The following is a 23,768-nucleotide window of genomic DNA, read 5'->3' as shown; positions in this document are numbered from 1 at the left end:
AAACAATCTGACCGGAGAGCAAGTGATGCCCGAAGCCTATATCATCGATGCCGTCCGCACCCCGCGCGGAGTGGGCAAGCCCGGCAAGGGCGCGCTTTCACACCTGCATCCACAGCATCTTGCCGCCACTGTGCTGAAAGCGCTGAAGGACCGCAACAACCTTGATACCGCGACGGTGGATGACATCATCTGGTCCACATCATCGCAAGTGGGCAAGCAGGGCGGCGATCTGGGCCGCATGTCAGCGCTGGCCGCAGGGTATGACATCTCGGCCAGCGGCACCACGCTTGACCGGTTCTGCGGCGGTGGCATCACTTCGGTAAACCTTGCCTGCGCATCGGTAATGTCGGGCATGGAAGACTGCGTGATCGCAGGCGGCACCGAAATGATGAGCTTTACCGCTGCCTATGGCGCGGAACAGGGCAATGCCGGGATCAAACCGCTGGGCATGGGGTCGGGCAACATGGCGCTGGATGCGCTGCACCCTCAATCGCACCAGGGCGTGTGCGGTGATGCCATTGCCAGCATCGAAGGCATCAGCCGCGAAGCGCTGGACGGGCTGGCACTGGTCAGTCAGCAGCGCGCTGACATGGCGATCAAGGAGGGCCGCTTCGCCAAATCGGTGGTGCCGGTCTTGAACGAGGACGGATCAGTCGCGCTGGATCGGGAAGAATTCCCTCGCCCCGAAACCACGGCCGAAGGTCTGGCCGCACTCAAGCCCAGCTTTGCAGGCCTTGCCGATTTCGACCTTGGCGGAACAAGCTTCCGCAAGCAGATCAACCGCCGCTATCCCGATGTGGAAATTCAGCACTTCCACCATGCAGGCAATTCGTCGGGCGTGGTTGATGGCGCGGCGGCGCTGCTGATCGTTTCGCCCGCATATGCCGAAAAGCATGGGTTGAAGCCGCGCGCGCGGATCGTCGCTTATGCCAATCAGGGCGATGATCCCACACTGATGCTGAACGCACCGGTTCCGGCGGCCAGGAAGGTGCTGGCCAAGGCTGGCCTGACCACGGACGACATCGACGTCTGGGAAATCAACGAAGCCTTTGCCGTGGTGGCCGAAAAGTTCATCCGCGATCTGGAACTGGATCGTGACAAGGTGAACATCAACGGTGGTGCCATGGCATTGGGCCATCCGATTGGCGCGACCGGATCAATCCTGATCGGCACCGCGCTGGACGAACTGGAACGGTCTGGCGGGCGGTATGGCCTTGTGACCATGTGCGCAGCGGGCGGTATGGCGCCTGCAATCATTATCGAACGTATCTGAACTACGACAAAGAGCACATTTAACTATAGTAATAAACAACCTGCATTCAGGCCGTCCGCGACATGGTGGACGGCCTTTTTTCTGCATCATATTGCAACGCAATGATATTGCTGGCAGGCTGCTCACAGCGATGACCACACTGCCCCGCGCCTTGTTTCAGCCCATTCGCGGGAAAGCCACCGGTTACGCCGTGGGTATTGCTCTTGCTGTTCTGGCAACTCTGGTTCGGTTTGCGTCGGACCATCTGTTGCCGCCGGGCTTTCCGTTTCTGACGTTCTTTCCGGCCGTCATCCTTTCCACGTTCCTTGCTGGGCGCGGTCCCGGATGGCTTTGCGCACTGTTGAGCCTGCTGGCATCGTGGTATTTCTTCATCCCGCCGATCAACAGCTTTGCGCTGGACGCGCAAGTGTTCACCGCGCTTGTCTTTTTCAGCTTCGTGGTGATCGTGGATGTGCTGTTGATCGATGGATTGCTGCAACGCCAGCGCCAATTGGTGGAAAACCAGCAACAACTGGCCGCAATGGCCGATCAGCAGACACTGCTGTTCAAGGAATTGCAGCACCGGGTTGCCAATAACCTTGCGTCGATCGCTTCGATGTTGCGGCTGCAGCGCCGCCAGATTGAACGTGATCCTGCATCGGCAATGGCCGTAATCGACAGCGCCGATGCGCGCATTGAACTGATGGGGCGGGTGCATCGCCAGCTTTACGACCCTGCTGCGCGCGAAGTGGCATTGCCGGATCAGATCGGCAAAGTGGTTGAGCAGGCCCATGCCATCTCTGCTGCACCCCATGTGACCATCAGGGTCAACGCCGTAGATGCGCGGCTGGCGGTTGACCGGATGATGACGCTGATGCTGTTGATTACAGAAGTGCTGACCAACAGCATCAAGCACGCCTTTCCCGACGAAAGACCGGGCGAAGTGGCGCTGACGCTGGAGCGGGTGGCAGATAACCAGTTACGTCTGATTATTGCCGACAATGGTTGCGGCATGACGCAGGCGGAAGCTTCATCGGCTGTCAGGCCCAAGGGACTGGGCAGTGCCATCATCCGCGGATTTGCCGCGCAGTTGAGCGGCACGGTAAAGGTTGATGGCAGCGACGGGGTAACAACCGTCGTGGAGTTTCCCGAAGCGCCGATCTGAAGCCCTCCCTGCAGCTTCGTTCCTCCGGTTGCATATGCGCCGCTTGCCCGCGCGGTTCGGCTCGGATAGAGGCAGCGCAACTTTTCACGCCATTCCATCAAGGACCAGATATGGCTGCCCAGTACGCCTACGTCATGAAGAACATGACGAAAACCTTCCCCGGCGCGCAAAAGCCGGTGTTGAACGATATCAACCTGCAGTTTTATCAAGGCTCGAAGATCGGTATCGTTGGCCCGAACGGCGCCGGTAAATCGACACTTATCAAGATCATGGCCGGTATCGACAAGGATTTCACCGGCGAGGCATGGCCGGGCGAAAACATCACTGTTGGCTACCTTGAACAGGAACCGCAACTCGACCCGACCAAGACTGTTCTTGAAAACGTCAAGGACGGCGCCCGCGAAACTGCCGACATGGTTGAACGTTTCAATCAGATCGGCATGGAAATGGCAGAAGAAGACGCCGATTTCGATGCGCTGGGCGCCGAAATGGCAGAACTTCAGGACAAGATCGATGCGGTTGATGGCTGGACGCTGGACAACCAGCTTGAAATCGCCATGGAAGCGCTTCGCTGCCCACCGGGCGACTGGGCCGTGGACAGCCTATCGGGCGGTGAAAAGCGCCGCATCGCGCTGACCCGCCTGCTGATCCAGAAACCGTCGATCCTGCTGCTCGACGAGCCAACCAACCACCTCGACGCTGAATCCGTCGAATGGCTGGAAAACCATCTCAAGGACTATGCCGGCGCGGTACTGATGATCACCCACGACCGTTATTTCCTTGATAACGTGGTCGGCTGGATCCTCGAACTGGACCGTGGGAAATACTTCCCCTACGAAGGCAACTATTCGACCTACCTGGAAAAGAAGGCCAAGCGCCTTGAACAGGAAGATCGCGAGGAAAGCGGCAAGAAGAAGGCGCTTACCCGCGAGCTTGAATGGATCAGGCAGACGCCTGCAGCGCGCCAGACCAAGAGCAAGGCGCGTATCCGCAAGTTTGAAGAACTGCAGAACGCGCAGGATAACCGCCCCATCGGCAAGGCCCAGATCGTCATTCAGGTGCCCGAACGCCTTGGTGGCAAGGTGATCGAGGTGAAGAACATCTCGAAGGCCTATGGCGACAAGCTGCTGTTCGAAGACCTGTCGTTCATGCTGCCGCCCGGCGGCATTGTCGGCGTGATCGGCCCGAACGGTGCGGGTAAGTCCACGTTGTTCAAGATCCTGACCGGCAAGGAAACGCCGGACAGCGGCACCGTGGAAATCGGCAGCACTGTCCACCTCGGCTATGTCGACCAGAGCCGCGATGCGCTGAACCCCAAGAACAACGTCTGGGAGGAAATCTCGGACGGGCTGGACTACATGACTGTCAACAAGCAGGATATGTCGACCCGCGCCTATGTGGGGGCGTTCAACTTCAAGGGTGCAGACCAGCAGAAGAACGTCGGCAAGCTTTCGGGCGGTGAACGCAACCGCGTGCACATGGCCAAGATGCTGAAGCTGGGCGGCAACGTCCTGCTGCTCGACGAACCGACCAACGACCTTGACGTGGAAACGCTGAGCGCGCTGGAAGACGCGATCGAAAACTTCGCGGGCTGCGCCGTGGTGATTTCGCACGACCGCTTCTTCCTTGACCGTCTGGCCACGCATATTCTGGCGTTCGAAGGCAACAGTCACGTCGAATGGTTCGAAGGCAACTTCGCGGCCTATGAAGAAGACAAGCGCCGCCGCCTGGGCGATGCGGCCGACCGGCCGACCGCGCTTGCCTACAAGAAGCTGACGCGCTGATTTTCAGCGGATTTGGTGTTCCGCTTACCGCCCCTTGCGGCGGAAGCGGAACACCAGCGTTTCTTCTTTCCCGCCTTCGTTAATCGTGACGGTGGCGGTCATGCTGTCCCGCCCGGTACGTTCATAGACCAGCCCGGAAAAATCCCAGCGATCCTTGCCTGCAGCACTCAGCGGGAAAACGGCAACCTTGTCCTTCTCTTCCCAGCCGGTCAGATCGGCGTTGAAGTGTTTGAGCCGGTAAGCCAGTGATCCTGCATCCTCGACGATGGTGATGATCTCGTAAAACATCACCGAGCCATCTTTGTTCAACTGGCGGAAGTGGCCAACCATCTGCCCGCCTGCCGCAGGAGCATAGGCTTCAAGCGCAGGCGCACCTTCGATCCCTTCGCCTTCCCACGATCCCTCCAGCCACGACAGCGTCTGCAGATTAACAGCCGGCGCGGCCTGCGCGGGGTGGGGAAGCATGAATGCGGCAGCGATGGCGAAGACCACAGATTTCATCGGACATCCTTTGAATTCAATCTTAAACTGACAAAATCGTTCAGAATATCGCGGACAAACATGAACGAGAGGTATTCACTCTGGTTCAGCCATGTGACAGCGCGAATCAGCTATTTCCAATCCATCGAAGCCGCGAGCGTTCTTGCGGCTCAATTGATCGGGAAAGGGTCGGCCAAGATGTCCGGCAAGTCAATCTTCACCAGCACTGCGTTCACGGCGCTTGCCGTTGCGCTATCCGTAGCGGCGCTGCCTGCGTCCGCACAGGCCCAGCCCCCCGGCGGAGTCGAACGCAGCCAGGGCAGATGGCAGGAACAACGGGGTGGTGGATCGGCGCGCAGCGAACAGCGTGCCCAGCCGCAAGCCCGGACGGAGGCGCAAATCCGGCCACAGGCTCAGGCACAATCGCGTCCGTCCTGGAGCCAGAGCCAGCCTACCGCGCGCCCCGACCGGAGCAGCGGCGCGCCGTCGTGGCAGGGGCGTAACGGCGGCCAGCAGCAGGCCGTCGGCCAACCGGCACCATCTCCACAAGACCGTGCCCAGCAATACCGGACCCAGCAGGACCGGGGGGACCAGAGCCAGCGCGATCGGGCAGGTGCAACGCCGCAGCGTGGGTGGGACGGCAATCGCTGGAACCAGACTTCGCCACGAACGCAGGAACGCAATACCGTGAACCGCGATCGCGTACCGAGCTGGAGCAATGATGCGCGTCGCGACAATAACAATTGGCGCAATGATGATAACCGCCGCGAATCCTGGCAGCAGCGCGACAGTTGGCAGCGCGACAATGCCCGCCGAGACGATAATCGCAGGTGGGGCAACGACAATCGGCGCTCCAGCTATCGTGGAGACTATCGCCAGTGGAGCAATGACTGGCGGCGCGACCAGCGCTACAACTGGTCGGGTTACCGCGACAGCAATCGCTACCACTACCGTATGCCGCGATACGCCGCGCCATATCGGGGTTACAATTACAGCCGCTTCTCGATCGGGATTTTCCTGAATTCGGGGTTCTACGGCAGAAACTACTGGATCAACGATCCATGGTCCTACCGCTTGCCAGCCGCATATGGTCCGTATCGCTGGGTGCGCTATTACGACGATGTGATGCTGGTTGATGTCTATTCAGGTGAAGTGGTCGACGTAATCTACGACTTCTTCTGGTAGGAACAGCCATCTTCAATCCTGAAAGGCGAGGCTCTGCAAAACAGGGCCTCGTCTTTTTCTTTTCATATCAGGGTGCACGCTTTGCCGCACAAAGCGCGTCAGCCGAAAAAGGCTGCGGTGGACGAGCTTCCACCAGTGCTGCTCCCTAGACTCCCCATGCCATCAAGCACGCTGGCCATCATTCGCCGACCTTCATCGGTCAGCCTGACATAGCGGCGACGGGCATCAGCATTGTCGGCGATTCGGTAAATGAGGCCCTCCGCTTCAAGGCGGGCAATCCAGCGCAGAATCGTGGTGGATGGAACACCGGCATCAAGGCACACACTGGAAACCTGAATTTCAGTACGCCGACGATCAGCAATAAAGAGATCGAGCAGGATATCCCAGCCCGGTTCACCGAACAGGCCACGCCTGTCTGCTATTGCGTCTCTTTTTCTGCGCAGAGCGTAAAGCGATACGGCCAGACGATAATATTTCTGGTCCGGGTCAATGATGGCGTCCAACGAAAACTTCCTCCAATCGTCAACCGGATCGTCAACGGAAAGCACCCGCCAGAATGGTCAGGCAGATGCCCAGCCAGCTTAGCTTGGCCCCATTGTGCATTCGATCCGACCGCCCCCATCTTAGCGGCCAAACGACTTGCACATTCCGATTGTCGACCCCGTGAACTTCTTGCTGAGTTCGTGGTTAACCGAAAGGAATGGCGAAATCTTGGGAAATTTGAGCGCATGCGTCCACTTTGGATCAATTGACAGCGCTTGAAGTCGCCGTGACGATCAAGCATGTCATTTCCGATCATGGCCCTTTTTCGACGCAAATCAGCCACCTCGACGGAAACACAAGCACTGAAGCGCGTGGGCGAAATTGTCCGCGCTCGCCTTTCCAACGATCCCGGCGTTTATCGTATCCCGGTCGACGGGCTGGAAATCTTTGGCGTTGCAGACTTTTTTTCGCAGGTCGAGTGTGAGAGGCTGATGGCCATAGTCGATGGCGTGGCGCGCCCTTCTCCCACCTACAAGGGAACGGATGCCACAGGCCGGACAAGCTACAGTGGCGATGTGAACCCGGCAGACCCATTTGCAATGATGCTACAACGACGGATCGATGACCTGATGGGTATCGATCCCGCCTTCGGCGAAACCATTCAGGGGCAGCGTTATGCGCCGGGACAAGAGTTTCGCGGTCACTATGACCACTTTCTGCCATCGCAACACTTCTGGGATTCGGAACAAAAACGCGGGGGGCAGCGTAGCTGGACAGCAATGGCCTATCTCAACACTGTCGACGAAGGCGGCACCACCGACTTCACCCGGATCGACCTGTCGATCCCGCCTCAACCCGGCGCACTGCTGATCTGGAACAACATGAGGCCCGACGGCACCCCCAACCCCAACGCGATGCATGCCGGCATGCCGGTGGTGCGCGGCACCAAGTACGTGCTGACCAGATGGTATCGAGCGCGCCCATGGTGTTGAACGCCCGCGTCATCGGCCTTGCCGCACTGGCGATGGCGCTGATGGCGCCGCAAGCGTCGTTCGCGCGTGCGATAGCGTCTGCGACTCCATCAGCGCAAATCGATGCCACAACGCCTGCAAGCACGGCCTCGGCCAACGTCGCGCTTGACCGGTTGTTTGCCGAAGACGCCCGTGCGGCAATGCAGCTTGATCCATTAGGAGCACTGGAACAGGGACTGCCAGTTTCACCGGAACAGTTTGTCAGACTGTTTACGCCGGATCTGGCCATCCAACGGCGCGACGCCAACGCCCGCACATTGGCAGCGCTGGCCCGGATCGATCCGGCGGGACTGGATGAAAGCCACCGCATTTCCCGCGCCGTGTTCGAAGCCGCCAAACGCAGTGAACAGGCGCTATGGTCGGCAGATGTGCAGGCACTGATTGGAACACAGCCATTCAACCATTTCGGCGGCTTTCATGTCGCCTACCCGGAAATGTCTGCACCTGACAGCGGCGCTACGCTGGCTTCGGTTGAGGATTACCGCAAGCTTGTTGCCCGGCATCGTGCCCTGCCCCACGTATTCGATTCCGCCATTGACCGGTTCCGCGAAGGCATGGCTGGCGGGGTTACCGAACCGCGGCTGACAGTGGACAACATGATCGTCCAGATTGACGCGCTACTGGCCCAGCCGATCAGCCAGTCGCCCTTTACTGCTCCTGCGCGTCAATTTCCGGCCAGCATTGCCTATGACCAGCGTCCCGCGCTTCGTCGTGATCTGGTGGCGGTAACGCGCGGCAGCATTTACCCGGCCTATCGCAAGTTGCGGGCCTTCCTTGCCGACGAATATCGCCCCGTCGCGCGCGAACAGGTGGGGCTTTCCTCCATGCCCGGTGGGATCGGGCTATATCGGTTGCTGGCAAAGCTGCACACGACGCTCGATCTTGATCCGGCGGCCGTTCACGATCTGGGCCTTGACGAAGTGGCCCGGATCAAATCCGAGATGGACGGCGTAAAGGTTGAACTGGGGTTCACTGGACCGTTGCGCGCATTCTTCGACCATATTCGCACCGACCCGCGCTATCACCCGCGCACCGAACAGGAACTGGCCGAAGGGTTTCGCGCCATGGGACGCAAGGTCGACGCGCTGGCGCCGCAATACTTCGTGCATCTGCCGCGCACCCCGCTGCAAATCCAGCCCTACCCGGCCTATCGCGCGCGGTTCGAAGCTGGCGGCAGCTATGGCCAGGGATCAGCTGACGGCAAACAGCCGGGCGTATTCTTCTACAACACGTATGATCTGAAAAGCCGGTTTCTGACCGGCATCGCCACGCTCTATCTGCACGAAGGCGCGCCGGGGCACCATTTCCAGATCAGTCTTGCGCAGGAAAATGCCAGCCTGCCCGACTTTCAGCGGTTTGGCGGCAACACTGCCTATATCGAAGGCTGGGCGCTTTATGCCGAAACGCTGGGCTATGAAATGGGGTTTTACAAAGACCCGATGCAGCATTGGGGCACGCTGGACGACGAAATGCTGCGGGCGATGCGGCTGGTGGTGGATACAGGTCTGCACACCAAAGGCTGGGGCCGCGAACAGGCGGTGGAATACATGCTCGCGAATTCGGGCATGGGCCGCAGCGATGCACAGGCCGAAGTCGATCGCTATATTGCCAATCCGGGACAGGCCCTGGCCTACAAGATTGGCGCCCTGACTATTCAACGGCTGCGCAAACAGGCAGAACAGGCACTGGGGCCGCGTTTCGACATCCGCCAGTTCCACGATCAGGTTCTGGGCAGCGGCGCGCTGCCCATGCCTGTGCTTGAGGCAAAAGTGCGGGGCTGGATCTCAGCAACCCGGTGATGGCGACACTTGTGCTGATGGTCTTGCGCTGATGCCAAGTCCCTGCTTTATCTGGCATTGACCATGGGGGCGGTAATCGGAATGCTTGACTATTTTGTGGCGGCCCTGCCGCATTTTCTGGCCTATTTTGCATCAGCCGTAGCGCTGGCCGCACTGTTCCTGTTCCTTTATGCGCAGGCAACACCTCACCGCGAATTTACTTTGATCCGTCAAGGTAACGCTGCGGCTGCAACCCAGCTTGTCGGCACCTTCCTTGGCTTTGCCGTGCCGGTAGCGGTGGTCATCAGCCATTCGGTCAGCCTTGCCGACATGCTGTTGTGGAGCGTGGTTGCCGCGCTGGTGCAACTGGCCGTTTTTGTCGTGATTGCGCGGTTCGTGTTCCGGGCCATATCTGACAGGATCACAGAAGGGTGTGTTGCTTCCGGCGTTTTCGTCGGCGGCATGGGCCTTGGCACAGGCATCCTTCAGGCCGCGTGCATGGTGCCCTGAACGATGAAAAAGCAGCTTGCCCTAACCACCGCTATGGCCGCCACGCTGTCCACCCTTTCGGCTTGTTCGGGTGGCAATGACTGGGACGACGGCGTTGTGGCCGATCGCAACACTGCCGTCTGCGTCGATCAGGACGGCAAGCGGGTGAGAGATGAGAATTGCCCCGGCCGCAGCCACTATGGCGGGGGTTCGCACTTCTGGTATTATGTCAATCGCGGTGGTCGCCTGCCCTATTACGGCGATCCTGTGAATGACCCACGCTATGGCTTCAAAGGCAGCTATTTTGCCACCAAGGGCGCGCAATATGCCAGCGCGCCAGCATCGGCCAACATGATCCGGTCAAAACCGATTTCGCGGGGCGGCTTTGGATCGAGCGGACGCTTCTTTGGCAGCGGCCATTCCTGATCCATGCAGCGTCAAACGCTTGTCCCGCGTGACCATTGGCAGGCAGCGGTAAAGGATCTGGGCCTGTTGTGGCATAGCGATGCCACCGGTCCCTACTGGGATGAATCGGCATGCTATCAGTTCACGCTGGACCAGATTGAAACCATCGAGGCGGCAACCGAAGAACTGCACCGGCTTTATCGCGCGGCGGGGGACCGGATTGCGAATGACGAGCGCCTGATGTCGCTTTGCGGCATTCCAGCGCACTATCATGCTGCGGTCAGCGATGCCTGGGACCGACAAGACCCCGCGCTGGATTTCGGCCGTTTCGATCTGGCGTGGGATGGAACCGGACAACCCAAGCTGCTGGAATACAACTGCGATACGCCGACATCGCTGCTCGAAACCGCGATCGTGCAGTGGTATTGGAAGGAAGAAGTATTTCCCGCGTTCGACCAGCTTAACAGCCTGCACGAACGCTTGATAGAACGCTGGGAGCAAGTGGCTCATGCTCTGCCCGGTCGGCGGGTGTGGTTCACCCATGTTGCGGACAGTGTACACGAAGACACCATGACCACCACCTATATGCGCGACCTTGCCGAACAGGCCGGGCTGGAAACGCGCGGGTTGCTGGTTGAACAGATCGGCCTCGATGCTGCGGGGCGAATCGTGGATCAGGATGATTACCTGATGACCGCGCTGTTCAAACTCTATCCGTGGGAATGGCTGGCGGCAGAGGAGTTCGCGCAGGCGATCGTGCCGCACATGGCCAATACCGCGTGGATTGAGCCGGTGTGGAAGATGATGTGGAGCAACAAGGCAGTGTTGGCCATGTTGTGGGACATGGCCCCCGGCCACCCCAACCTGTTGCCCGCATCGTTCGATCCGCAAGACATCACCGGCGACTACGTTTCAAAGCCGGTACTGGCGCGCGAAGGTGCAAACATCGAAGTGGTGGCGGACGGGCAGGTCATTGCCAGCACCGGCGGTGCATATCAGGCAGGGGGACGAGTGTGGCAGCAGCGCTACCCTTTGCGCGATTTCGGTGCTGGCTATCCCGTGCTGGGAAGCTGGTGTGTGGGCGGCGAAGCGGCGGGACTGGGCATCCGTGAAGACGGACTGATTACCAGCAACCGCGCGCGCTTCGTGCCCCACATTATCGTGGACTGAACCCCGCCAAGGGTTCAGTCACACGGTTCATTCACCAAGTGCCTCGGCGATCAGTTTACGGGTGTTGCCAACGCCATAGAGCGCGATGAAGCTGCCCATGCGCGGTCCTTGCGCCGAACCCAGCAGCGTTTCGTACAAACACTTGAACCAGTCCCGAAGCTGCTCGAACCCGTAGTGCGGGTCTTTGCCGATTTCGTAGACGATATTCTGCAACAGCTCCGCCGTCGCATCATCACTGGTTGCCGCCAGTTCTTCATCAAGAGCCGCCAGCGCCTGCGCTTCTGTCCCTTCGGGCTTGCGGCGTTGCAGGGTGGGCGCAATGAAATCGCGGTTATAGGCGAGCGCGCAGGTCACTAGCCCGTCAAGCGCGGGATGTGCGGCAGGATCGGCATTCTCGACATAGTTGCCAAGATAGGACCAGACCTGTTCGCGCGTGGCCTGTGCGCCCAGCACACCGACAAGGTTCAACAAAAGGCCATAGGTGACAGGGAGTTTATCGCCACCTTCGCCTTCGGAATCCCCGTTGGCGCGCAGCAGGTGCCACACCGGGTTGCCGAGCTGTTGCTCAATCGGTTGAGCGGGAATTTTTTCCCGGAACTGCCAGTATTCATCCACCGCGCGCGGAATGATACCGACATGCAGCGACTTGGCGCTCTTGGGTTCGCGGAACAGATAGAAGCCCAGCGATTCCTCGCTGCCGTATTCCAGCCACTGCTCAATGGTCAGGCCATTGCCCTTAGACTTGGAGATCTTCTCGCCCTTCTCATCAAGAAAGAGTTCGTAGATCAGCCCTTCGGGACGGCGACCGCCCAGAACCTGCGCGATCTTGCCCGACTGCGTAACACTGTCGGTCAGATCCTTGCCGCACATTTCATAATCGACGCCCAGCGCAACCCAGCGCATCGCCCAGTCGACCTTCCATTGCAGCTTGGACTTGCCGCCAAGGATCGACTGTTCGACCACTTTGCCGTTGCTGTCGGTAAAGCGAACGATGCCAGCATCGGCATCGACCACTTCCACCGAAACCTGCAGCACCTCGCCCGTGGTGGGCGAAACCGGCAGGACAGGCGAATAGGTTTTGCGGCGTTCTTCGCGCAAGGTGGGCAGCATGATGTCCAGAATGGACTGAAAATGGCGCAGGACGTTCTTCAGCGCATCGTCAAACTCGCCGGAATTATAGCGATCCGATGCGGACACGAATTCATAATCGAAGCCAAAGCGATCAAGGAAATCGCGCAGCATGGCGTTGTTGTGGTGGGCGAAACTTTCAAACTTTTCAAACGGATCGGGAATGCGGCTGAGCGGGTGGCCCAGATGCGCGTCAAGCAGTGCCTTGTTCGGCACATTGTCCGGCACCTTGCGCAGACCGTCCATGTCATCAGAGAACGCAACCAGCCGGGTGGGATGGCCGCCGGTCAGCACTTCATAAGCGCGACGGACCAGCGTGGTGCGCAGCACTTCCTGAAAGGTGCCGATATGCGGCAAACCGCTGGGACCATATCCGGTTTCGAACAGCACCGGGACAAGCGTGCCGTCGGCATCACGTTTTCCGCCGGGGAACCGCTTGATAAGCTTGCGGGCTTCCTCGAAAGGCCAAGCCTTCGACGTCTGTGCGGCGGTCTTGATGATGTCTGTCATAGTGCCTGCCCTTTTGCGCGGGGCGCGGGGTTTCGCAAGCAAAAGCTGATGCGGCCTGACTCAGGGCAGCTGACATCAGGCGGCAATGCCGAAAAGGCGGAACCGCGCCGCCGCGATCCCGCCTTTCCGTGGAGGCGCTTCTGAAGGAGATGAGGGGTTACTTCAGAAGCGAAAGAACATTCTGCTGGGCCTGATTGGCCTGTGCAATCATGGCGGTGGAAGCCTGCGACAGGATCTGCGCCTTGGCCATGGCTGTGGTTTCCGCCGAATAGTCCGTGTCCATGATGCGTGAACGGGCGTCCGACAGGTTGGTGACGTTGTCGTTGAGGTTGTTGACCACCGATTCCAGCCGGTTCTGCCCGGCCCCCAACCCGGCGCGCGTGGCGCTGACCGAAGCAAGTGCGGCATCGACGTTATCGATGGTCGTGCTGGCATTGGTGGTGCCGCTGCCATCGCCCGCCACGGTATCGTTGACCTTGAGCGACTGGGTGGCCGTCGCCGAATAGGCGACGTTGCCCGTGCCGAACAGATCATCGCCGTCGAAAGCCTTGCTGACCAGCGTCACCGTGTCCGACGTTTCCGCGCCGGTCTGGATGGTGAACTGCAGATCATCGGCGGCAACCGGCGCGGTTTCAATCGCGAACAGGTTGTTGCCATTGAACTTCGTCTTGGTGAGAACTTCGCTGATCTGGCTGGTCAGGTTTTCCACTTCCGATTGCATCGCATCGCGGTCTGACGCCTGATAGGTGCCCGATTTGGCCTGAACCGCCAATTCGCGGATACGCTGCAGCATCGAAGTCACTTCGTTCAGCGCGCCGTCGGCGGTCTGCGCAAAGGAAATGCCGTCGTTAGCGTTGCGCACACCCTGGTTCATGCCGCGAATCTGTGCGGTCATGGTGGTGGTGATCGCAAGCCCTGCCGCATCGTCCTTGGCACCGTTGATGCGCTTGCCGGTCGACAGGCGCTCCATTGCTGTGCCCAGCATCTTGGCCGCTGAATTTGAAGCATTGGTCGCGCGAACGGCGCTGATGTTCGTATTGATGACTGCCATTGCCCATTCTCCACTATGGGTCGGAGCCGGAATACGTGCCCCGAAGTTGGTTCCTGAAACTGAAGGACGACAGATGCAGGCATGTTTTAAGGGCAGCTTCGCGCTTGCCCCACGTTCCATTCCTGTTCTATCGCGGATGCGTGACAGAGCGCCCTGCCCTTTCGCTGCCCGCAATCCATGCCAGCCATGGCGGATGCTGGCTGCGCGACGGATTTTCCACGCGGGGCGTGGGCAAGGGCGATGCGATCGTGGCAGCAGCAGACACGCCGCTGCTCATGCTAAATGCCCCGCTTGTGGCCAGCCGCCTTGGCTATCCCGATCTTTCCGGGCTGGACCTGCTGGAACTCTACGCCTTCATCCACCCTGCCAGATTCATCGTGCCCACACCCAAAGGGCTGGCCCACGCGCTGGGGCTCGATGAACCTGCAGGCGATGACAAAGTGCCCCTGTTGTTACAGGAAGCCGCCGAAGCGCTTCTGGCAACGTGCGAGCGCGATGACTGGTCCGAACGCGAAGGCGCGTGGACTGCACTGCAATCGCTGGTGCGAATGCGCTGGCCATGGGCCACTTTGCTTGATCCCCGCATCAAAAAGCCCGAACGCGCCGAACGATGGCTGTTTTCGCGACTACCAGAATGGGAAGAAGCGGCCGACCGACCGCAACCTGCACAAGTTGTGCTGGGTGAAACCGCTATCACCGCGCGACTGGCAGCGCTGACCGGTGAAGGTGCTGAAGCGCGGCCTGCGCAGCAGGACTATGCGCGCGAAGCCGGCCGCATGTTTGCCCCGCGTAGTGGACAACGCCAGCCGCACGTGGTGCTGGCGCAGGCGGGCACAGGCACCGGCAAGACCTTCGGCTATCTGGCCCCGGCTTCGTTGTGGGCGGAAAGCTCTGGCGGTACGGTCTGGGTTTCAACTTATACCAAAGCTCTGCAGCGGCAGTTGCGCCGTGAAAGCCGCCGCGCCTTCCCCGCTGAACGGGATGGAAAGCCGCCGGTGGTCGTGCGCAAGGGGCGAGAAAATTATCTCTGCCTGCTGAATTTGGAAGACGCCCTACAAGGCGGTTTTACCGGGCGCGCGGCGATTCTAGCGCAACTGATCGCGCGATGGGCCGCCTACAGCCAGGACGGCGACATGATCGGCGGCGATCTGCCCGGCTGGCTTGGCACGCTGTTTCGCAAGCGTGGAATCGCAGCGTTGACCGACCAGCGCGGCGAATGTGTCTATGCCGGGTGCCCGCATTATCGGAAGTGCTTCATCGAACGCGCCGCGCGGGCTTCTGCCGATGCCGAACTTGTGATTGCCAATCACGCGCTGGTTATGGTCAACGCCGCGCGCGGCCGCGATGCTGCGCAAAGGCCAACCCGCGTGGTATTTGACGAAGGGCATCACGTATTCGAAGCCGCAGATTCCACTTTTTCCGCCGCGCTGACGGGTGCCGAAACCATCGAACTGCGCCGGTGGGTAATTGGCCCTGAAGGCAAATCACGCGGGCGGCGGCGCGGGCTTTCGGCGCGACTGGCCGACGTTGCCAGTTATGACGAGGAAGGTGCCCGTGCGATCACGCAGGCGCGCGAAGCCGCCGAAGCCCTGCCCGGCGATGGCTGGCTGGCCCGCGTGGTGGAAGGCATGCCCTCAGGTCCGCTGGAAGAACTGTTGAGTGCGGCGCGCGCGCTGTCTTATGCCCGTGACGAAAGCGGCGGGCAGGAAGCGGGCTACGGTCTTGAAACCGAAATCGTCCAGTTGGACGGGCCGTTCATCGAAGTGGCCGGTCGTGCACAGGAAGCGCTGGAGGCGTTGCGCAAACCACTGGTGCGGCTGGGGCTGCGGCTGGAAGCACTGATCGAAGACGGGCCGGACTGGCTGGATGGCCCCGCACGCGCGCGGATCGAAGGTGCGCGCAGTGCCATAGGCTGGCGGTCAGACCTGATTGCAGGATGGGTCGCACTGCTGGCGCGACTGGGCGGCCCCGGCGATCCCGATTATGTCGATTGGATCGCCGTGGAACGATCTGACGGGCGCGAATGGGACGTCGGGCTGCACCGCCATTTCCTTGATCCGATGAAGCCCTTTGCCGAAACCGTGCTGGCCCCGGCCCACGGCGTGATGATGACGTCTGCAACCCTGCGCGATGGTGACGATTGGGACAGTGCGATCACCCGCAGCGGTGCGCCACATCTGGACATCATGCCCCGGCTGTTTTCCGCCGAAAGCCCGTTCGACTATGCCAATCAGGCCGAAGTGCTGATCGTAACCGACGTTCCCAAAGGCGATATTCCCGCGCTGGCAGCGGCCTATGGACGATTGATCGAGGCATCAGGGGGCGGTGCATTGGGCCTTTTCACCGCGATCCGCCGGTTGCGCGCGGTTTATGGACGGATAGCTGACCGGTTGGCGCGTGGCGGATTGCCGCTGTTCGCCCAGCATGTTGATCCCATCGATACCGGCACGCTGGTCGACATTTTCCGCGATGATCCGCGCGCCTCACTATTGGGCACCGATGCGTTGCGCGATGGAGTGGACGTGCCCGGCCATTCACTGCGGCTGGTGGTCATGGAACAGGTGCCATGGCCAAAACCTTCGATCCTGCACCGCGCGCGCAGGCTCGAAGGCGGCGGGCAGGCGCATGATGACCGAATTATCCGCGCGCGGCTCGCACAGGCCTTTGGGCGGCTTATCCGCAGCACTGGTGACAAAGGGCACTTCATCGTGCTGTCCGCTGCCTTCCCATCGCGCCTGTTGTCCGCCTTCCCGGCAGGCACACCGATCCGGCGGGTAACGCTGGATGTGGCTTTACAAAGTGTCAGCGGGGGTGTTTCTGGATTGGACGCTGCAACAACGCGCGATGAGAGGATTTTGTGAAAACACTCGCCCTGTTCCGCCACGCCAAGTCGGACTGGAGCGATGCGCGTGCGCGAGATTTTGACCGTCCATTGAATGAGCGCGGCCAGCGCGGCGCGCGCGCCATGGGTGAATATATCCGCTCCACCGCCCGGCGTTTTGACCGGATGATCGCCTCACCCGCCGTGCGCGCTGCCGAAACTGTTGAAGAAGCCAGCAAAGCCTGGGGCTGCACCTTCAAGGTTGAATGGGACCGGCGGATCTATCTTGCCAGTTCGGCCACGCTGATCGATCTGGTGAAGGAAATTTCGGGCGATCCTGCCAGCATCTTGATGGTGGGCCACAATCCGGGTTTGGAAGACCTGATCTTTGACCTGGTGCCCGATGACGGATCATCCCCCCTGCGCGATGTGGTGGAACAGAAGTTCCCCACTGCAACTTTCGCCGTCATGGAACTGGCAGTCGATCGCTGGAGCGATGTGACAGAGGGCTGCGGCAAGCTGGTCGAACTGATGCGACCACGCGATCTGGATGCTTCACTGGGACCAGTGCTGGTTGACTGATGCCAGTTCAATCATTTCAGTAGGTTGGCCGGTCAATCAATCCGCGATTGCTGCGGCCAATCGGTCACGAATGTCCTGCAGCGATGCTGCCGAAAATGGCAACGCGCTCTTAGACTTTTGGAGCGCATCTTGCTGCGTAGGAGCCGCGTCCTGTGTAACCGCAATGTCCGCTTTTGGGCCGCGTAGCGCCTGTTTGGCACCCTTTATGGTATAGCCCTGCTGGTTCAGCAGCCGGTCGATTTCCACGATCAGCGCCACGTCATCAGGCCGGTAGTACCGACGTCCGCCCGCTCGTGTAAGCGGACGGAGCGTCGGAAACTGTTCTTCCCAATAGCGCAGGACATGCTGGCGAATGCCAAGAGTCTTCGCCACTTCTCCGATGGTTCGGAAAGCCTCAGGGGCTTTATCGCCCCCAAAATCAGGAAAAATCTGTGTATTCATGCCATCATTGCTGGCAGATGCGGTCTTTCAGCATCTGGCTGGCGCGGAAGCTGAGAACACGGCGTGGGGTAATCGGCACTTCAATCCCGGTTTTGGGATTGCGGCCAACCCGTTCAGCCTTGTCCCGCAACAGGAACGTGCCAAAGCCGGAAATTTTGACATTCTGACCATCGGCCAGCGCTTCACACATATGCTGCAGAATGGATTCCACCATTTCCAGCGAATCTGCACGAGAAAGACCAACGCGGCGATTAATGCTCTCCGCAAGATCAGCTCGTGTCAGTGTACCAACAGAACGCATCCCCCTCATTCCCCCGAATTAGAGTCCGTCAAGAGATGCAAGAATAACGGCATTTCTGCGGAACGCAATGCAATGCCTTGGGGATAAAGGATAAGGATGTATCGCTCAGGGATAGATCCTTATCATATCGGATCATTTACACGCGGGCGAGACAGGCGCCCCACGTAAAACCACCGCCCATAGCTTCGAACATCACCAGATCACCGGCTTTGATACGACCATCGCGCACCGCAGTATCATAAGCCAGCGGGACCGACGCGGCGCTGGTGTTGGCGTGACGATCAACCGTCACGACCACCTTTTCTGCAGGCAAGCTCAACTTGCGGGCCGTTGCATCAAGGATGCGGAAATTGGCCTGATGGGGCACCACCCAATCAATATCGATGGCCTCATGGCCAGACACTGCCAACACTTCGTTCAGAACATTGGCAAGGTTCGTCACGGCGTGACGGAATACTTCGCGCCCCTTCATCCGCAACTTTCCGACAGTGCCGGTAGTAGATGGGCCACCATCGACATAAAGCAGTTCGTTGTGCGCCCCGTCAGCATGAAGGCGCGTTGCGATGATACCGGGCGCGGTCGGATCGCTTGCGTCAACATCCTGCGCTTCCAAGACGACAGCGCCGGCACCGTCGCCAAAAAGCACGCAAGTCGTGCGGTCTTCCCAGTCGAGAATGCGGCTGAAGGTTTCCGCGCCAATCACCAGCGCGCACTTGGCCATACCCGTGCGGATCATCGAATCCGCAGTGCCGAGCGCGTAAAGAAAGCCAGAACACACTGCAGCAACATCAAACGCGATACCGCCATTACAGCCCAGATTGTGCTGAACGATCGTTGCTGTGGCTGGAAAAGTCTGGTCCGGCGTGGCCGTGGCCAGCACGATCAGGTCGACCCGCGCAGCGTCAATTCCTGCAGCTGCCAACGCTTTGCGGGCAGCCTCTGTCGCCAGCGTCGAAGTGGTTTCCCCCTCGCCCGCCAGATAACGCTGGCGGATTCCGGTGCGTTCGACGATCCATTCGTCGGTCGTGTCGACCATGGTTGCCATTTCAGCATTGCTGACCGCACGTTGCGGCAGGGCCGAGCCGCTACCACGAATGACGGAACGCAGGCTCATGCCGCGTTCTCGCCATTGACCGATGCAGCTTTGCCACGACCGCCACTGCGGCCAGAAGTGCGAATAGCCTCTGCGCCGACACGGGCAAGGTCGGCTTCGATGCGTTCGGTCAGGTTTTCCTCCAGCAGTCGCGCCGTGACAGCAACGGCATTGGCCACCCCCAGCGCAGAAGCGCCGCCATGGCTTTTCACCACAATGCCGTTGAGGCCGAGGAAGACCGCGCCGTTGTGGTTGTTGGGATCAAGATGGTGCTTGAGAAGTTCGGTAGCCGGACGCGAAATCAGGAAGCCGAACTTCGAACGCAGCGATGACGAGAAGCTGCGACGCAACAAGTCGGCCACGAAACGCGCCGCTCCTTCCATTGATTTCAGCGCGATATTGCCGGAAAATCCATCGGTCACCACCACATCAACGTCACCGCGCGAAAGCTTGTCTGCTTCGGTAAAGCCGTCGAACGACAGCGCCAGATCGCCTGCGAGTTCCTTGAGCTGGTTGGCCGCATCACGCAGCGCATCCGTGCCCTTGGTTTCTTCAGTGCCGATGTTGAGCAGGCGCACACGCGGCGCATCCAGATTGCTGACGATCCGGGCATAGGCCGCCCCCATAATGGCGAACTGCACCAGATTGCGGGCATCGCAATCAGTGTTCGCGCCAAGATCGAGCATGACCAGGTCATGTTCGCCGAGGGTCGGCAGAAGTGCTGAAAGCGCCGGACGATCAATGCCCGGCATGGTGCGCAGCGCGAGCTTGGCCATGGCCATAAGCGCACCGGTATTGCCCGCACTGACCGCAGCACCGGCATGGCCCTGCTTCACTGCATTGATGGCAAGACCCATTGATGTGGTCTTGGCACGACGCAGCGCTTGTGTGGGCTTTTCATCGCCAGAGACGATGTCGGGGGCGTGGAGAATCTCCGACGCCCCGCGCAGGTTCGGGTGATTATCAAGCGCCTGCTTGATGCGTGCCTCATCCCCGACGAGCAGGAAATTGAAGCGGTCATGGCGACGGCGGGCAAGCGCCGCACCCTCAACCATAACACGCACACCTTCATCACCGCCCATCGCATCGACGGCGATACGCGGCAGGCTCATGATCCCGAATCCCCCCCGCTTACGAGCTTAAAGCCCGACAGCGATGACTTCGCGACCGTTGTAGTGACCGCAAGCATTGCACAGCATGTGTGGACGCTTGAGTTCACCGCAGTTCGAGCATTCGTGGAACGCTTCGGGCGACAGCGCATCGTGGCTGCGGCGCATGCCCCGGCGGGAGGGCGAAGTCTTTCTTTTGGGGACGGCCATTTCGGCACCTGTTCCTGAAATTGCTTGCGTTTAGTGCGGGCGCGATAGGGAAAACCGAACCATCGCACAAGCCCTATGGCACCAACCAGGTTGGACAGAGGACCGGCACGCAGCGACAAGCGCAGCAGGAACGGGATTCGCCAAATCGCGGGCGAAGGCGCGCCTATACGGATTTTCTGGTGCTTTGCAAGCGCGGGCGCGCTAGCAGTTGTGAGGTCCGGCGGAACAGATAAGTGCCAGACACCATATAACGGGCCGCACACCATATCACCGGCCGCATAACGGGGGAGTAACAAGAGGCATGATTTTGCCCATTACGCTTTGCGCAGTCGCTGCGGCCGCTGCCATCAACATCTGGCTTTCCATCCGCATCGGCATGATCCGCACCGCCAAAAAGATCAGCATTGGCGATGGCGGTGATCTGGACCTGATCTGCCGCATGCGCGCGCAGGCCAACTTCGTTGAAAATACGCCAATCGTGCTGGTGATGATTGCCGCCATTGAACTGGCACGCCATGGCAACCCTTATCTTATGGGGGCAGCGGCGATCTATACGCTGGGCCGGGTTGCCCACGGCATCGGCATGGACGGTGGGCCGCTGGGCGCCCTGCGCGGTGTTGGCACGCTGACAACGATGCTTACCCAGCTTGGGCTGGGTGTGTGGGCCGTTTCCATCGCGCTGGATATGTAGAGCGGGTGCGCGGGGCGGGGTCTACCCTTCCCCGCGATCCGGCGATCAGGCCAGCGCCTGATCGCTGACATAAGCATTGGTCTGGCGTTCGCGCCCAAACGTGCTGGTGCGGCCATGTCCCGGCACAAACGTGACGTCATCCCCCAACGGCCACAACTTGCCGATAATCGAATCGATGAGATCCTGATGATTGCCCATCGGGAAATCGGTCCGCCCGATGGAACCTTCGAACAGGACGTCACCCACAATCGCCACCTGCGACGGCGCATGATGGAAAATGACGTGGCCAGGCGTGTGGCCGGGACAGTGGATAACATCCAGTTCCACTTCGCCGACCGTTACCTTGTCACCATCGTTAAGCCAGCGATTCGGTTCGAACACCTCACCCGTAATGCCCCAGCGGCGGCCATCTTCGTCCAGCCGCGAAATCCAGAAGCGGTCCGCTTCCTGCGGACCTTCCACCGGCACACCTAGTTCCTTGGCAAAGATGCCGGTCATGCCGCAGTGGTCGATGTGCCCATGGGTAACGAGCAGCTTTTCAATCGTCACACCGGTCTTTTCGATGGCCTGTTTCAATCGGTCAAGATCGCCTCCGGCATCAATGAAGGCCCCCTTCATCGTCTTGGTACACCACACCAGCGTGCAGTTTTGTTCAAGCGGCGTGACGGGGATGATCGCCACCTTGAACGGCGGCTCGGCAACAGGCTGGGTCATGGACAAGGATTTGGCCACAAGCCTCGCGAATTGCAATGGCGCATGCAGCTGCATAGTTGTGACGTATGGTTCGATTACGATCTTCAACACCCGCTGATGGCTTGCGTGCCGTGGAAATTTGGGCAGCGGCAGTGGATGCCACGCACCACTTCCTGGCAGCCGAAGACCGTGAAGCGATTGGCAATGAAGTCGCGGAATTTCTGCCTTACGCCTCGCTGACGTTGGCCATCGATGCTGATAACCGCCCAGTTGCCTTCATGCTGGTGGCCCAGGGCCGTCTGGAAGCCCTGTTCGTTGACCCGGCGCACCACGGCAAAGGCATCGGCCGCATAATGATGGCGCAGGCGCTAGCGGAAAATCCCGGCTTATGTGTTGATGTAAACGCGCAAAATTCTGGCGCATGGGCGTTCTACAGGCGCATGGGCTTTGTCGAGACGGGTCGTTCTGCCCTTGACGGCCAAGGACGTCCCTATCCGCTGGTGCATTTGCGGTATGCGCAAAGCGGTGCCTAAAGCCGACCGCCCTTCCAAACGACACGGCCGATAATCTCCACATCCTGCATCGGACGTTCGAGGCCGGGATAGGCAGCGTTATCGGAAATGACGCGCAAGGTGCCGCCGGGGCCGGTTTCGAGCCGTTTGACCAGCAGCACATCATCCAGCCGGATCACGTGAATGCCCGCCCGCAACGGACGCGGCGTGCCATCCACCAGAATTTCGTCGCCATCGCGCAAGGTCGGCTCCATCGAGTCGCCCTCAACCTCGATAACCGACAGCATCGTTGGCACCAGCCCTTGCGCCTTCAACCAGCGATTGGAAAACCGCAGACGTCCAGAGGGAATTTCCTCTGCGGGAATAGTGCCCGGCCCAGCCGATGCCCCCAACGGCAGGCGCGGAATATCCGCCCATTCCGCCAGCGCGGCGCGAACTGCAGGTGTTGCACCCCGCACCGCCCCCTTCATGGCCAAAACTGCATCACTGCGGGTTTGCGCGCCCAGCTCGTTTTCGCTGACGCCAAAGAATTCGGCCAAAATACGCCGGTCATTCTCCTCAAGCTTGCGCGGACTACCCTTGCGCACGAACTGCTGAAGATACGTCGTGTTGCGCCCGATCAGCGCAGACAGCGCAGCAAGGCTGACCCCCCGGCCTGACGCCAGATCGACGAGCCGCGAGCGGGTATTGGCGTCGCTGTCGGTATCCATCAGCCTTCCTCCACTTTCGAAGGACTTTTCCTATCATTGTAGGATTTCAACGTCAACATAGGAAAAATCCTATTTCGAGTCGTATGGCAGTTTTCAGTTCCGGAGGATCGAGAGACAATGCTTATCCGCAAGATCGAAAAGTTCCTTGAACAGACCGGCATGCCGGTAACCAAATTCGGCCGCCTTGCCGCGCGTGATCCGCGGCTGATCGGCGACCTGCGCAACGGGCGCGAACCGCGTTCCGCGATGGTAACTCGCGTAGAACATTTCATGAACACATTCAAGGGAACCGCTCATGCTGCTTGATCTTGCCGCCTTCGAAACCAAGTCGGAAGCCACCACAACACCGCCCCCTCGCCGGCTGGCACCGACCGATCGCCTGCTGCGTGCCCTGCGCGAGGTGGCAGGCCCCTTGGCAAAAATCATCAGTCACCGCGAAACGCCGTGGGCCAGCATCACCTTTTCAGGTGCGCGCCACGCGGTTGTCCTGCGCTTTGCCGGCAGCGATGCGACAAGCGATGGGGAAGCTTTTGTCGCCATGCTGCCCGATCATGAATTTGGCCTGCGCGGGCAACTGGTGGCCGATGCTTCAGTCACGCGCGTCGATCACGAATTATTGCCCGCCCCACTGATGGAAGTGGAGTGCGAAATCCTGCTGCTGGACGAAGATTGACGGCACATGTGCTGGAAAGCC

The 23,768-nt window shown here is 59.9% G+C and carries 26 protein-coding genes; 15 read left to right on the top strand and 11 right to left on the bottom strand.

The window, feature by feature from the left end; genetic code table 11:
• Positions 1-25 precede the first annotated feature (25 nt).
• The 3 genes from OVA07_RS10425 to ettA all read left to right on the top strand — a co-directional run bounded on the left by OVA07_RS10425 (position 26) and on the right by ettA (position 4,201).
• Positions 26-1,273, top strand: coding sequence for an acetyl-CoA C-acetyltransferase (locus OVA07_RS10425; protein ID WP_268171359.1), 1,248 nt, complete (start codon positions 26-28; stop codon positions 1,271-1,273).
• A 130-nt stretch (positions 1,274-1,403) separates the two neighbouring features.
• Positions 1,404-2,417, top strand: a complete 1,014-nt coding sequence (locus tag OVA07_RS10420) for a sensor histidine kinase (protein ID WP_268171358.1) — start codon at positions 1,404-1,406, stop codon at positions 2,415-2,417.
• 110 nt (positions 2,418-2,527) lie between these two features.
• Positions 2,528-4,201 (top strand): energy-dependent translational throttle protein EttA, encoded by a 1,674-nt coding sequence (ettA, locus tag OVA07_RS10415; RefSeq protein ID WP_268171357.1) that lies wholly within the window; start codon positions 2,528-2,530, stop codon positions 4,199-4,201.
• Between the two features lie 24 nt (positions 4,202-4,225).
• Here ettA and OVA07_RS10410 read toward each other — a convergent pair whose 3' ends face one another.
• Entirely contained in the window at positions 4,226-4,702 is a 477-nt protein-coding gene (locus OVA07_RS10410) for a DUF6265 family protein (RefSeq protein WP_268171356.1), read from the bottom strand.
• A 177-nt stretch (positions 4,703-4,879) separates the two neighbouring features.
• Here OVA07_RS10410 and OVA07_RS10405 point away from each other — a divergent pair, with 177 nt between their 5' ends.
• The gene (locus OVA07_RS10405) at positions 4,880-5,866 is read left to right on the top strand and encodes an RcnB family protein (RefSeq protein WP_268171355.1); all 987 of its coding nucleotides are present in this window, start codon (positions 4,880-4,882) and stop codon (positions 5,864-5,866) included.
• A 98-nt stretch (positions 5,867-5,964) separates the two neighbouring features.
• On the opposite strand, the gene OVA07_RS10400 is transcribed toward OVA07_RS10405, so the two are convergent.
• A complete protein-coding gene (locus OVA07_RS10400) occupies positions 5,965-6,369 on the bottom strand; it encodes a MarR family winged helix-turn-helix transcriptional regulator (protein WP_268171354.1) in 405 nt (134 codons plus the stop codon).
• 294 nt (positions 6,370-6,663) lie between these two features.
• Here OVA07_RS10400 and OVA07_RS10395 point away from each other — a divergent pair, with 294 nt between their 5' ends.
• The 5 genes from OVA07_RS10395 to OVA07_RS10375 all read left to right on the top strand — a co-directional run bounded on the left by OVA07_RS10395 (position 6,664) and on the right by OVA07_RS10375 (position 11,222).
• Entirely contained in the window at positions 6,664-7,341 is a 678-nt protein-coding gene (locus OVA07_RS10395; RefSeq protein WP_268171353.1) for a prolyl hydroxylase family protein, read from the top strand.
• Positions 7,332-9,179, top strand: coding sequence for a DUF885 domain-containing protein (locus OVA07_RS10390; protein WP_268171352.1), 1,848 nt, complete (start codon positions 7,332-7,334; stop codon positions 9,177-9,179). Before OVA07_RS10395 ends, OVA07_RS10390 begins: the two co-directional genes overlap by 10 nt.
• 81 nt (positions 9,180-9,260) lie before the next feature.
• Positions 9,261-9,668 (top strand): DUF350 domain-containing protein, encoded by a 408-nt coding sequence (locus OVA07_RS10385; RefSeq protein WP_268171351.1) that lies wholly within the window; start codon positions 9,261-9,263, stop codon positions 9,666-9,668.
• A gap of 3 nt (positions 9,669-9,671) precedes the next feature.
• Entirely contained in the window at positions 9,672-10,073 is a 402-nt protein-coding gene (locus OVA07_RS10380) for a hypothetical protein (protein WP_268171350.1), read from the top strand.
• Positions 10,074-10,076: 3 nt separating this feature from the next.
• On the top strand, positions 10,077-11,222 hold the full coding sequence (locus OVA07_RS10375) for a glutathionylspermidine synthase family protein (RefSeq protein ID WP_268171349.1): 1,146 nt from the start codon (positions 10,077-10,079) through the stop codon (positions 11,220-11,222).
• Between the two features lie 27 nt (positions 11,223-11,249).
• Here the strand turns inward: OVA07_RS10375 and OVA07_RS10370 are convergent, their stop codons facing one another.
• Together OVA07_RS10370 and OVA07_RS10365 are read right to left on the bottom strand one after the other, a co-directional pair.
• Positions 11,250-12,860 carry a lysine--tRNA ligase gene (locus OVA07_RS10370; RefSeq protein WP_268171348.1) on the bottom strand — a complete coding sequence of 537 codons (1,611 nt, stop codon included), beginning with the start codon at positions 12,858-12,860 and terminating at the stop codon, positions 11,250-11,252.
• A gap of 157 nt (positions 12,861-13,017) precedes the next feature.
• Positions 13,018-13,911, bottom strand: a complete 894-nt coding sequence (locus OVA07_RS10365; RefSeq protein ID WP_268171347.1) for a flagellin N-terminal helical domain-containing protein — start codon at positions 13,909-13,911, stop codon at positions 13,018-13,020.
• A 140-nt stretch (positions 13,912-14,051) separates the two neighbouring features.
• On the opposite strand from OVA07_RS10365, the gene OVA07_RS10360 reads away from it, so the two are divergent.
• Together OVA07_RS10360 and OVA07_RS10355 are read left to right on the top strand one after the other, a co-directional pair.
• Positions 14,052-16,772: an ATP-dependent DNA helicase gene (locus OVA07_RS10360; protein WP_268172678.1), complete on the top strand. Its 2,721-nt coding sequence runs from the start codon at positions 14,052-14,054 to the stop codon at positions 16,770-16,772.
• The gene (locus OVA07_RS10355; protein WP_268171346.1) at positions 16,769-17,314 is read left to right on the top strand and encodes a SixA phosphatase family protein; all 546 of its coding nucleotides are present in this window, start codon (positions 16,769-16,771) and stop codon (positions 17,312-17,314) included. Before OVA07_RS10360 ends, OVA07_RS10355 begins: the two co-directional genes overlap by 4 nt.
• A 36-nt stretch (positions 17,315-17,350) precedes the next feature.
• Here OVA07_RS10355 and OVA07_RS10350 read toward each other — a convergent pair whose 3' ends face one another.
• The 5 genes from OVA07_RS10350 to rpmF all read right to left on the bottom strand — a co-directional run bounded on the left by OVA07_RS10350 (position 17,351) and on the right by rpmF (position 20,468).
• A complete protein-coding gene (locus OVA07_RS10350) occupies positions 17,351-17,755 on the bottom strand; it encodes a MerR family transcriptional regulator (RefSeq protein ID WP_268171345.1) in 405 nt (134 codons plus the stop codon).
• Positions 17,756-17,759: 4 nt separating this feature from the next.
• Complete coding sequence (locus OVA07_RS10345) at positions 17,760-18,056, bottom strand: integration host factor subunit alpha (protein ID WP_268171344.1); 297 nt, start codon at positions 18,054-18,056, stop codon at positions 17,760-17,762.
• A 136-nt stretch (positions 18,057-18,192) separates the two neighbouring features.
• Positions 18,193-19,170 (bottom strand): beta-ketoacyl-ACP synthase III, encoded by a 978-nt coding sequence (locus OVA07_RS10340; RefSeq protein ID WP_268171343.1) that lies wholly within the window; start codon positions 19,168-19,170, stop codon positions 18,193-18,195.
• Positions 19,167-20,261 (bottom strand): phosphate acyltransferase PlsX, encoded by a 1,095-nt coding sequence (gene plsX / locus OVA07_RS10335; protein WP_268171342.1) that lies wholly within the window; start codon positions 20,259-20,261, stop codon positions 19,167-19,169. The genes OVA07_RS10340 and plsX overlap by 4 nt, the downstream gene beginning before the upstream one ends.
• Before the next feature lie 27 nt (positions 20,262-20,288).
• On the bottom strand, positions 20,289-20,468 hold the full coding sequence (rpmF, locus tag OVA07_RS10330) for a 50S ribosomal protein L32 (RefSeq protein WP_268171341.1): 180 nt from the start codon (positions 20,466-20,468) through the stop codon (positions 20,289-20,291).
• Between the two features lie 301 nt (positions 20,469-20,769).
• Here rpmF and OVA07_RS10325 point away from each other — a divergent pair, with 301 nt between their 5' ends.
• The gene (locus OVA07_RS10325; protein WP_268171340.1) at positions 20,770-21,159 is read left to right on the top strand and encodes an MAPEG family protein; all 390 of its coding nucleotides are present in this window, start codon (positions 20,770-20,772) and stop codon (positions 21,157-21,159) included.
• A 45-nt stretch (positions 21,160-21,204) separates the two neighbouring features.
• On the opposite strand, the gene OVA07_RS10320 is transcribed toward OVA07_RS10325, so the two are convergent.
• On the bottom strand, positions 21,205-21,873 hold the full coding sequence (locus tag OVA07_RS10320; protein ID WP_268171339.1) for an MBL fold metallo-hydrolase: 669 nt from the start codon (positions 21,871-21,873) through the stop codon (positions 21,205-21,207).
• 65 nt (positions 21,874-21,938) lie between these two features.
• On the opposite strand from OVA07_RS10320, the gene OVA07_RS10315 reads away from it, so the two are divergent.
• Positions 21,939-22,385 carry an acetyltransferase gene (locus tag OVA07_RS10315; RefSeq protein ID WP_268171338.1) on the top strand — a complete coding sequence of 149 codons (447 nt, stop codon included), beginning with the start codon at positions 21,939-21,941 and terminating at the stop codon, positions 22,383-22,385.
• Here the strand turns inward: OVA07_RS10315 and OVA07_RS10310 are convergent.
• Positions 22,382-23,074, bottom strand: a complete 693-nt coding sequence (locus tag OVA07_RS10310) for a S24 family peptidase (RefSeq protein ID WP_268171337.1) — start codon at positions 23,072-23,074, stop codon at positions 22,382-22,384. The two genes, OVA07_RS10315 and OVA07_RS10310, sit on opposite strands and share 4 nt — an antisense overlap.
• Before the next feature lie 117 nt (positions 23,075-23,191).
• Here OVA07_RS10310 and OVA07_RS10305 point away from each other — a divergent pair, with 117 nt between their 5' ends.
• Both OVA07_RS10305 and OVA07_RS10300 read left to right on the top strand, forming a co-directional pair.
• Positions 23,192-23,380 carry a hypothetical protein gene (locus tag OVA07_RS10305; RefSeq protein ID WP_268171336.1) on the top strand — a complete coding sequence of 63 codons (189 nt, stop codon included), beginning with the start codon at positions 23,192-23,194 and terminating at the stop codon, positions 23,378-23,380.
• Positions 23,370-23,747, top strand: a complete 378-nt coding sequence (locus tag OVA07_RS10300) for a hypothetical protein (RefSeq protein WP_268171335.1) — start codon at positions 23,370-23,372, stop codon at positions 23,745-23,747. Before OVA07_RS10305 ends, OVA07_RS10300 begins: the two co-directional genes overlap by 11 nt.
• Positions 23,748-23,768: the final 21 nt, after the last annotated feature.

The sequence above is a fragment of the Novosphingobium sp. SL115 genome, from assembly GCF_026672515.1.
In the GTDB taxonomy this organism is placed as follows: Bacteria; Pseudomonadota; Alphaproteobacteria; order Sphingomonadales; family Sphingomonadaceae; genus Novosphingobium.
This window is presented reverse-complemented; position numbering and strand designations above follow the sequence as displayed.

Coding starts and splice junctions, on each gene's coding strand:
- OVA07_RS10425 (WP_268171359.1), top strand. CDS start 26: ATGCCCGAAGCCTATATCATCGATGCCGTCCGCACCCCGCGCGGAGTG.
- OVA07_RS10420 (WP_268171358.1), top strand. CDS start 1,404: ATGACCACACTGCCCCGCGCCTTGTTTCAGCCCATTCGCGGGAAAGCC.
- ettA (WP_268171357.1), top strand. CDS start 2,528: ATGGCTGCCCAGTACGCCTACGTCATGAAGAACATGACGAAAACCTTC.
- OVA07_RS10410 (WP_268171356.1), bottom strand. CDS start 4,702: ATGAAATCTGTGGTCTTCGCCATCGCTGCCGCATTCATGCTTCCCCAC.
- OVA07_RS10405 (WP_268171355.1), top strand. CDS start 4,880: ATGTCCGGCAAGTCAATCTTCACCAGCACTGCGTTCACGGCGCTTGCC.
- OVA07_RS10395 (WP_268171353.1), top strand. CDS start 6,664: ATGGCCCTTTTTCGACGCAAATCAGCCACCTCGACGGAAACACAAGCA.
- OVA07_RS10390 (WP_268171352.1), top strand. CDS start 7,332: ATGGTGTTGAACGCCCGCGTCATCGGCCTTGCCGCACTGGCGATGGCG.
- OVA07_RS10385 (WP_268171351.1), top strand. CDS start 9,261: ATGCTTGACTATTTTGTGGCGGCCCTGCCGCATTTTCTGGCCTATTTT.
- OVA07_RS10380 (WP_268171350.1), top strand. CDS start 9,672: ATGAAAAAGCAGCTTGCCCTAACCACCGCTATGGCCGCCACGCTGTCC.
- OVA07_RS10375 (WP_268171349.1), top strand. CDS start 10,077: ATGCAGCGTCAAACGCTTGTCCCGCGTGACCATTGGCAGGCAGCGGTA.
- OVA07_RS10370 (WP_268171348.1), bottom strand. CDS start 12,860: ATGACAGACATCATCAAGACCGCCGCACAGACGTCGAAGGCTTGGCCT.
- OVA07_RS10365 (WP_268171347.1), bottom strand. CDS start 13,911: ATGGCAGTCATCAATACGAACATCAGCGCCGTTCGCGCGACCAATGCT.
- OVA07_RS10350 (WP_268171345.1), bottom strand. CDS start 17,755: ATGAATACACAGATTTTTCCTGATTTTGGGGGCGATAAAGCCCCTGAG.
- OVA07_RS10345 (WP_268171344.1), bottom strand. CDS start 18,056: ATGCGTTCTGTTGGTACACTGACACGAGCTGATCTTGCGGAGAGCATT.
- OVA07_RS10340 (WP_268171343.1), bottom strand. CDS start 19,170: ATGAGCCTGCGTTCCGTCATTCGTGGTAGCGGCTCGGCCCTGCCGCAA.
- plsX (WP_268171342.1), bottom strand. CDS start 20,261: ATGAGCCTGCCGCGTATCGCCGTCGATGCGATGGGCGGTGATGAAGGT.
- rpmF (WP_268171341.1), bottom strand. CDS start 20,468: ATGGCCGTCCCCAAAAGAAAGACTTCGCCCTCCCGCCGGGGCATGCGC.
- OVA07_RS10325 (WP_268171340.1), top strand. CDS start 20,770: ATGATTTTGCCCATTACGCTTTGCGCAGTCGCTGCGGCCGCTGCCATC.
- OVA07_RS10320 (WP_268171339.1), bottom strand. CDS start 21,873: ATGACCCAGCCTGTTGCCGAGCCGCCGTTCAAGGTGGCGATCATCCCC.
- OVA07_RS10315 (WP_268171338.1), top strand. CDS start 21,939: ATGGTTCGATTACGATCTTCAACACCCGCTGATGGCTTGCGTGCCGTG.
- OVA07_RS10310 (WP_268171337.1), bottom strand. CDS start 23,074: ATGGATACCGACAGCGACGCCAATACCCGCTCGCGGCTCGTCGATCTG.
- OVA07_RS10305 (WP_268171336.1), top strand. CDS start 23,192: ATGCTTATCCGCAAGATCGAAAAGTTCCTTGAACAGACCGGCATGCCG.
- OVA07_RS10300 (WP_268171335.1), top strand. CDS start 23,370: ATGCTGCTTGATCTTGCCGCCTTCGAAACCAAGTCGGAAGCCACCACA.